The organism is Synechococcus sp. WC101 (assembly GCF_047461555.1).
GTDB lineage: Bacteria > Cyanobacteriota > Cyanobacteriia > Thermostichales > Thermostichaceae > Thermostichus.
Genome location: NZ_JANSHG010000145.1, coordinates 1 through 6,227, shown reverse-complemented (window position 1 = coordinate 6,227; position 6,227 = coordinate 1). Strand labels below are relative to the sequence as shown.

The 6,227-nt window shown below is 56.7% G+C and carries 6 protein-coding genes and 1 pseudogene; all 7 read left to right on the top strand.

Annotated elements, in window-relative coordinates; genetic code table 11:
• The first annotated feature begins 293 nt into the window (after positions 1 to 293).
• Positions 294 to 1,328: a chlorophyll a/b binding light-harvesting protein gene (locus NW809_RS09980; RefSeq protein ID WP_011431394.1), complete on the top strand. Its 1,035-nt coding sequence runs from the start codon at positions 294 to 296 to the stop codon at positions 1,326 to 1,328.
• Between the two features lie 56 nt (positions 1,329 to 1,384).
• Entirely contained in the window at positions 1,385 to 1,894 is a 510-nt protein-coding gene (gene fldA, locus NW809_RS09975) for a flavodoxin FldA (RefSeq protein WP_414358087.1), read from the top strand.
• 48 nt (positions 1,895 to 1,942) lie between these two features.
• On the top strand, positions 1,943 to 3,523 hold the full coding sequence (locus NW809_RS09970; protein ID WP_414402044.1) for a chlorophyll a/b binding light-harvesting protein: 1,581 nt from the start codon (positions 1,943 to 1,945) through the stop codon (positions 3,521 to 3,523).
• A 216-nt stretch (positions 3,524 to 3,739) separates the two neighbouring features.
• Positions 3,740 to 4,438, top strand: coding sequence for an alpha/beta fold hydrolase (locus tag NW809_RS09965; RefSeq protein ID WP_240527943.1), 699 nt, complete (start codon positions 3,740 to 3,742; stop codon positions 4,436 to 4,438).
• A gap of 192 nt (positions 4,439 to 4,630) precedes the next feature.
• Positions 4,631 to 5,077, top strand: a pseudogene (locus NW809_RS09960) (universal stress protein).
• A 289-nt stretch (positions 5,078 to 5,366) separates the two neighbouring features.
• Positions 5,367 to 5,720, top strand: coding sequence for a ferredoxin-thioredoxin reductase catalytic domain-containing protein (locus NW809_RS09955; RefSeq protein ID WP_011431390.1), 354 nt, complete (start codon positions 5,367 to 5,369; stop codon positions 5,718 to 5,720).
• A gap of 96 nt (positions 5,721 to 5,816) precedes the next feature.
• A complete protein-coding gene (locus tag NW809_RS09950; RefSeq protein WP_011431389.1) occupies positions 5,817 to 5,933 on the top strand; it encodes a photosystem II reaction center X protein in 117 nt (38 codons plus the stop codon).
• Positions 5,934 to 6,227 lie beyond the last annotated feature (294 nt).

The following is a 6,227-nucleotide window of genomic DNA, read 5'->3' as shown; positions in this document are numbered from 1 at the left end:
GGCTGCCACCGGATCGCCCGGCTCGTCCCTCTGCGGGCCAGCTTCCATCTGCAGCTTCCCCAGGTAGGGCTATGGGCGGATACAAGTCCGACTCTTAACAAAACTTAACTCTAAAGACATTGATATTTGTTTGCAAGAAGCCTAGAGTAGGTCACAGCTCACTGTTGAGATTTACTCTCAACAGTTGGTTACGTGTCTCGAAAGGATGTGTCCGTGCGGCCAGAGGCGGGCCTGGGGCAAGGTCTCTGGCCTTTTCCTAGAAAAGCTTGTTTAGAAACGCAAGAGGAGCGGAGATGACAGCGACGACACTCAAGCAAGAAGGGGGATCTAGCTCGCAACAACAGATCCCGTGGTGGGCGGGCAACGCCCGTTTGACCGATCTTTCTGGCCGGCTGCTGGGGGCGCATGTGGCCCATGCCGGGCTGATCGTTCTCTGGGCAGGGGCGATGACCCTGATCGAGTTGGCCAAGTTTGACCCCAGCCGACCGATGTATGAGCAGGGGCTGATTCTCTTGCCCCACCTGGCCAGCTTGGGGCTGGGGGTGGGATCCGGCGGGGAAGTCCTGGATACGGATATCTACTTTGCGGTGGGAGCGATCCACCTCATCAGCTCTGCCTTTTTGGGGTTTGGCGGCATTTTTCATGCCCTGCGCGGGCCGGCGGTGCTGGATCCCAAAGCCTTTCCCCTGTTTAGCTACGACTGGCAAGACAAAAACAAGATGACCACCATCCTAGGGATCCACCTGGTGCTGCTGGGATTGGGAGCCTGGCTTTTGGTGCTCAAGGCAGTGGTGTTTGGCGGCTTGTTCGACCCGGTGGCAGGAGAGGTGCGCCTGGTGTCTCCCAACTGGAACCCCTTTGGCCACCTGTTGGGCATAGAAGGGCGCCACTGGATCGCCGGGGTGGACACTTTAGAAGACGTGGTGGGCGGCCACCTCTGGCTGGGCTTGCTCCTGGTGGCAGGTGGGGTTTGGCATATCGCGACCAAGCCTTTTGCCTGGGCAGAACGGATTTTTATCTGGTCTGGGGAAGCTTATCTTTCCTACAGCTTGGGAGCTTTGGCCTTGATGGGATTTATTGCCGCCTATTTCGTTGCCGTTAACCCAGTGGTCTATCCCGAAGTTTTCTATGGGCCGCTGCTGCAGGTGGGCTTGGATCGCTATCCCTTCTTTGAGCAAGGGGGAGCTCTCACATCTAGGGTTTGGCTGGCCAATGCCCATTTTTGGCTGGCCTTTTTCTTCCTTCAGGGCCACCTGTTCCACGCCCTGAAAGCGCGAGGGTTCAATTTCCGTACCGGCAGAGTAGAACTTGCAGCGCAGCAGGCCTAACGGCAATCTAGCCATCTGATTTTGAGCTTTGCACTTGCAGTTTCGAGGTAGGAGCAATGGCAAAAGTAGGTCTATTTTTCGGCACTCAAACCGGAAATACCGAGAGAGCCGCTGAGATGATCCAAAAAGAGCTGGGCGAAGACAATGTAGATTTGATCAACATTGCCGAGGCCACGGTTGAGGACTTTGATAGGTACGACTACTTAATCATCGGCTGTCCAACTTGGAATATCGGGGAGCTGCAGGCCGATTGGAATGGGTTTTTCCCCTATTTGGATGAAATCGATTTTTCCGGTAAGACGGTAGCCTATTTTGGAGTTGGGGATCAGTTGGGCTATCCCGACAACTTTCAAGATGCCATGGGGATCCTGGCCCAAAAAATTGCCGAGCGCGGCGGAAAAAACGTCGGCTCCTGGCCTACAGAAGGCTACGAGTTCAATGAGTCCAAGGGAGTGGTTAACGGCGAGTTTGTCGGCCTTGCTCTGGATGAAGACAATCAGCCGGAGCTGACGGAAAAACGAATTAAAGAGTGGACGGCCAAACTCAAAACACTCTTCAATCTGTAATCTCAAACTCGGCTTCTTAGCTTGTTGTGGATACTGTGGGAGTTTGTCATGACTGGCGCAGTTCTATCTTCATCGCCTACCTCTGCTGAGGGATCCCCTCAGGTGAGCTGGCTGGCGGGCAATGCTCGCTTGGTGAATCTGTCCGGAAAGCTGCTGGGGGCCCACGTGGCCCATGCGGGGTTGATCATGCTGTGGGCCGGCGGCATGACTTTGTTTGAGGTGGCCCACTGGGATCCGGCTCAGCCCATGGGCAGCCAGGGGCTGATCTTGCTGCCCCATTTGGCCACGTTGGGCATCGGCGTGAATGCAGAGGGGGTGGCCACGGATCCCTATCCCTTTTTTGTGGTGGGCGTTCTGCACCTGATTGCCTCGGCGGTGCTGGGGGCAGGAGGGATCTTCCACGCCCTTTTGGGGCCGGAGGTGCTGGCCAAGGGAGAAACCTTTGCCGAGTTTTTCGGCTACGACTGGGAAGACGACGACAAGATGACCACCATCCTGGGGATCCACCTGCTGCTGCTGGGGCTGGGGGCCTGGTTGCTGGTGGCCAAAGCGCTCTTCTGGGGAGGGCTGTACGATGCTCAACTGGGCCGCGTGCGCGTAGTTACGGATCCCACCCTCAATCCGCTGCGGATCTTTGCCTACCTGACGCCGCTCATGGGCCAGCAGGGCATGGCCGCCGTGAACAATCTGGAAGATCTGGTGGGAGGGCACATCTATGTCGGCCTGCTCTGTGTGCTGGGGGGATGGTGGCACATAGCCACACGGCCCTTTGCCTGGGCCAAGCAGGTGCTGATCTACTCGGGCGAAGCCTACCTCTCCTACAGCCTGGGGGCCCTGGCCTACATGGGCATCTTGGCGGCCTATTTTGTCAGCGTCAACGAGATCGCCTATCCGGTGGCTTTCTACGGGCCGCTGGGGCTGGCTGCCGACGAGATGGGTGTGGTGAGCAGCCGCACCTGGTTGGCCACAGCCCACTTTGTCTTGGGGATCCTGTTTTTGGCGGGGCACATCTGGCATGCCATCCGGGCGCGGGCGGCAGCCAGCGGCTTTGACTTCCAGCAGGGGGGCTGGGTGCGAGCCACAGATCCGCAGGTGGGCAACTTGGACACGCCGGTAAACCGGGGCGATCTCACCCTGCTGCTGCTGCAAAACCTGCCCATCTACCGGGAGGGCCTCTCTCCTTTTTTGCGCGGCTTGGAGATCGGCATGGCTCATGGGTACTTCCTGGTGGGGCCGTTTTACAAGTTGAGTCCGCTGCGGAATTCGGAGCAGGCCCTGACGGCAGGGACGCTGGCGACCATCGGCCTGGTGCTGATCCTGACGGTTTGTCTCTCCATTTACGGACGGGTGTCCTTTCCTCGCTCGCGGCTGGTGGCAGTGGTCAATACCCCCTACGGCGAGGTGGCCTATCCGACGCCGAGCGTGCAACTGATGGCCGAATCGCAGGGATCCCCTCAGCCGGTGCGCGTGCCGGCAGGCTCTGAGGATTTGCCGGAAAACTTGCGCACCCGCGCCGGTTGGAGCCAGTTGGCCGGAGGGTTTCTGGTGGGCGGCGTTGGCGGTGCCCTGTTTGCCTACATGCTCCTGGGCAGCGGCGATGTGGTAGCCCAGATTTTGCCGGGGCTGTAAAGGAGGGTTGAGGCTTCTCAAAGCAGGGAGGGGAGATCCTCATCCCCTCCTCTCTGTCGAGATCTGGCTCTACCTTTTGCCTGCCGGCTTCTGGATCCGATAACCCTTTTTTATGAAGCTTTTGTCAGCCAGCAACTTTAATCTTTCGACCGTCGAAATGGGATGGCTAAAATGAGCTTAGGTTCCGCTTCTGCGCCTTCTTTTGAAGCACTTTATTTGGGCGTTTCTCCCAGTCTAAAGCTTTTCGATCGGCCTCTGTTGGGATCCCTGGGAAAATGTTTCCGTGTAGCCTACTGGGAGTATCACCAAACCCAGGATGAGCCCTGTAGTTTGGAGACAGTCGTGACGCTGCTATACGAATACCTAAAAGCTTGGGATCGACCGGTACATCTCATCGGCCACGGCTTGAGCGGGGTGGTTGCCTATCTTTTTGCCTACTATTACCCCCAGCGGATACGGTCTCTAACCCTGCTGGCTGTAGGCAGTCAGCCTGCCGCCACCTGGCATGCCCATTTCTACGTGCAACGAAAAATGTTTTGCTGTAGCCGAGAACAGCTCCTGGTGCGTATAGCTCAGAGCCTTCTGCCAGCTTCAGAACAGTGGCGAGCGCGCTCACTCTCCCGCGCCCTGGCTAAAGATTTAGACACTTCCCCCATACCTCATTCCCTATTTCAGGTGGTAGCGATTCCAGCCCAGAAAGTGCCGGTGCCGATGTTGGTTTGCGCCAGCGAGGATGATCCCATTGTGGATCCTGCTTCGCTGGAGCAGTGGGGAAACTACTTAAAGCCAGGGGATCAAATGTGGTTTTGTCCTGGGGGGCGACACTTTTTTCACTATTCTTTTCCAAGTTTGGTCAACTTGAAAATCATGGATTTCTGGCAAAAGCTGCAGCAATTGCAGACCAGCCTTGCCTGAAAGACTGGCCTTTGTCCTTAGCTCAACTGCGAGTTTTGTCAGCAACCCCCAACCCCCGCAGATTGCTGGTGGCTCTAACCCTCCAAACAGACAGAAAGAGCTCTCATGCCATAGGGATCTCATAGGGATCTCATCGCCGCCCACAGCGCCCCCAGAGAGACGGCGTCCACCCGGCTCCCCGCTAGAAGTAAAATGGGAGGGGTCGAGCCGGGCTTAAGCGGGGGATCCGCGACTAGGTTCGACAAGCTGCTCTTTCCCATCGACAACTCGCGCGAGACCAGCCACGCCTTGCCCTTGGTGGCAGACCTAGCGCAGCGCTGCAAAAGTCGGGTGTACTTGCTCTCGGTACTGGACAACATGGAGCTTGACGCGGAGCGAGCAGAACAAGCCCGGCAGAACATTCAGAACCTGCCCAAACAGACGGAGCTGGGCCTGCAGTAAATCGGCATCAACAGCGTCAAGAGCGAGTATCGCGAGGGAAAAGTACCCTTCGTCATCTGCGACGTGGCGGACGAGCTGGAGATCAGCCTGATCGTGATGGGATCCCGCAGCCTCAGCCTGTCTGCCGAGGGGCAGAACAACTCCGTCAGCCACCGCCTCATCGACCTTGCTCCCTGCCCGGTGCTGGTCGTGCCCTGAGAAAAGGGATCCCGGTCAGCGTGATCCTGTAGAGTACCCTAGGGCGGGGTCTTGCCAAGTCCAAACAATGTTGCCTTGTGTAACAGCACGGCTGTCACTGTTTGTCTTCTCTAAAAGTCTGCAGTACAACGAAGAGCAAGATACAGCTTTGTCCGACTTCGGGGGAGGTCTGTAGAATCAGCAGGATCCCGGCATACGCACATCTGTATTAACTTCAGAAAGTGTGGCCGGAAGAAGCTGTGAGCCTCATTACCAGCAACAGCCGGTCAGTTCCCTTCCGAGAATCGTCATGGAAAGTCGTGGTTACAACAAGGCCTCCCAGAAGACTTTTGAGGTGATGCGGCATTTCGCAGAAACCTACGCCAAACGTACCGACACTTTTTTCTGCTCTGATCCTACGATTACGACAGCGGTGATCGAGGGCTTGGCTCTGCACAAAGAGCAATTGGGCGCTCCGCTCTGCCCCTGTCGTTTTTATGAAGACAAAGAGGCGGAAGTGAAAGCCGGCTATTGGAACTGCCCCTGTGTACCCATGCGGGAGCGAAAGGAATGCCACTGTATGCTCTTTTTAACTCCAGATAACCCCTTCGCCGGCACCAGCCAAACCCTAGAGGAGGTGCCCCTAGAGTACCAGGCGAAATAGTCGGCAATGCGTCTGTCTCTGGGTTGAGCGACAAAGACCAGTATAATCGGGAAATAGTTGAGTGGTTGATAGTCGCACGAGGAGGAAACTCTTTTTATGACTCCCTCACTGGCTAATTTTCTCTGGAGCTTGGTGTACGGCGCAGTGGTGCTGGGGCTTCTCTTCGGCGCCATCGTCTTCGTCAGCCAAAGAGATAGGGTGCGTCGTCGCTGATCCCTCTGCTCGCGCTGATGCTCTACTTCTTTGCTGTTGTTGCTGAGTGGAAAGAGACTCGGGTGCTAAGGTTTGCTCTGGTAGGCAACTGCCAGGGTGCTTTGTCCACCTGTCAGGGATCCAGCCGGGTTGAGTGACAACCGGATCGACGTGCTTGGCGCCGTTGTTGCTAACGCTCACAAAAAAGGATAGCTTGGTAGCCCCGCACTTGAGTGCGGGGCGGAAAAGCCCGCTAGCCACTTTAGTCGCTTACCCATGATGGGGGTCGTTGATATAGTTTCATAGCTCAAACAA

Excerpts from the sequence above, each read along its gene's own strand:
- NW809_RS09980 (WP_011431394.1), top strand. The coding sequence starts at position 294 with ATGACAGCGACGACACTCAAGCAAGAAGGGGGATCTAGCTCGCAACAA.
- fldA (WP_414358087.1), top strand. The coding sequence starts at position 1,385 with ATGGCAAAAGTAGGTCTATTTTTCGGCACTCAAACCGGAAATACCGAG.
- NW809_RS09970 (WP_414402044.1), top strand. The coding sequence starts at position 1,943 with ATGACTGGCGCAGTTCTATCTTCATCGCCTACCTCTGCTGAGGGATCC.
- NW809_RS09955 (WP_011431390.1), top strand. The coding sequence starts at position 5,367 with ATGGAAAGTCGTGGTTACAACAAGGCCTCCCAGAAGACTTTTGAGGTG.
- NW809_RS09950 (WP_011431389.1), top strand. The coding sequence starts at position 5,817 with ATGACTCCCTCACTGGCTAATTTTCTCTGGAGCTTGGTGTACGGCGCA.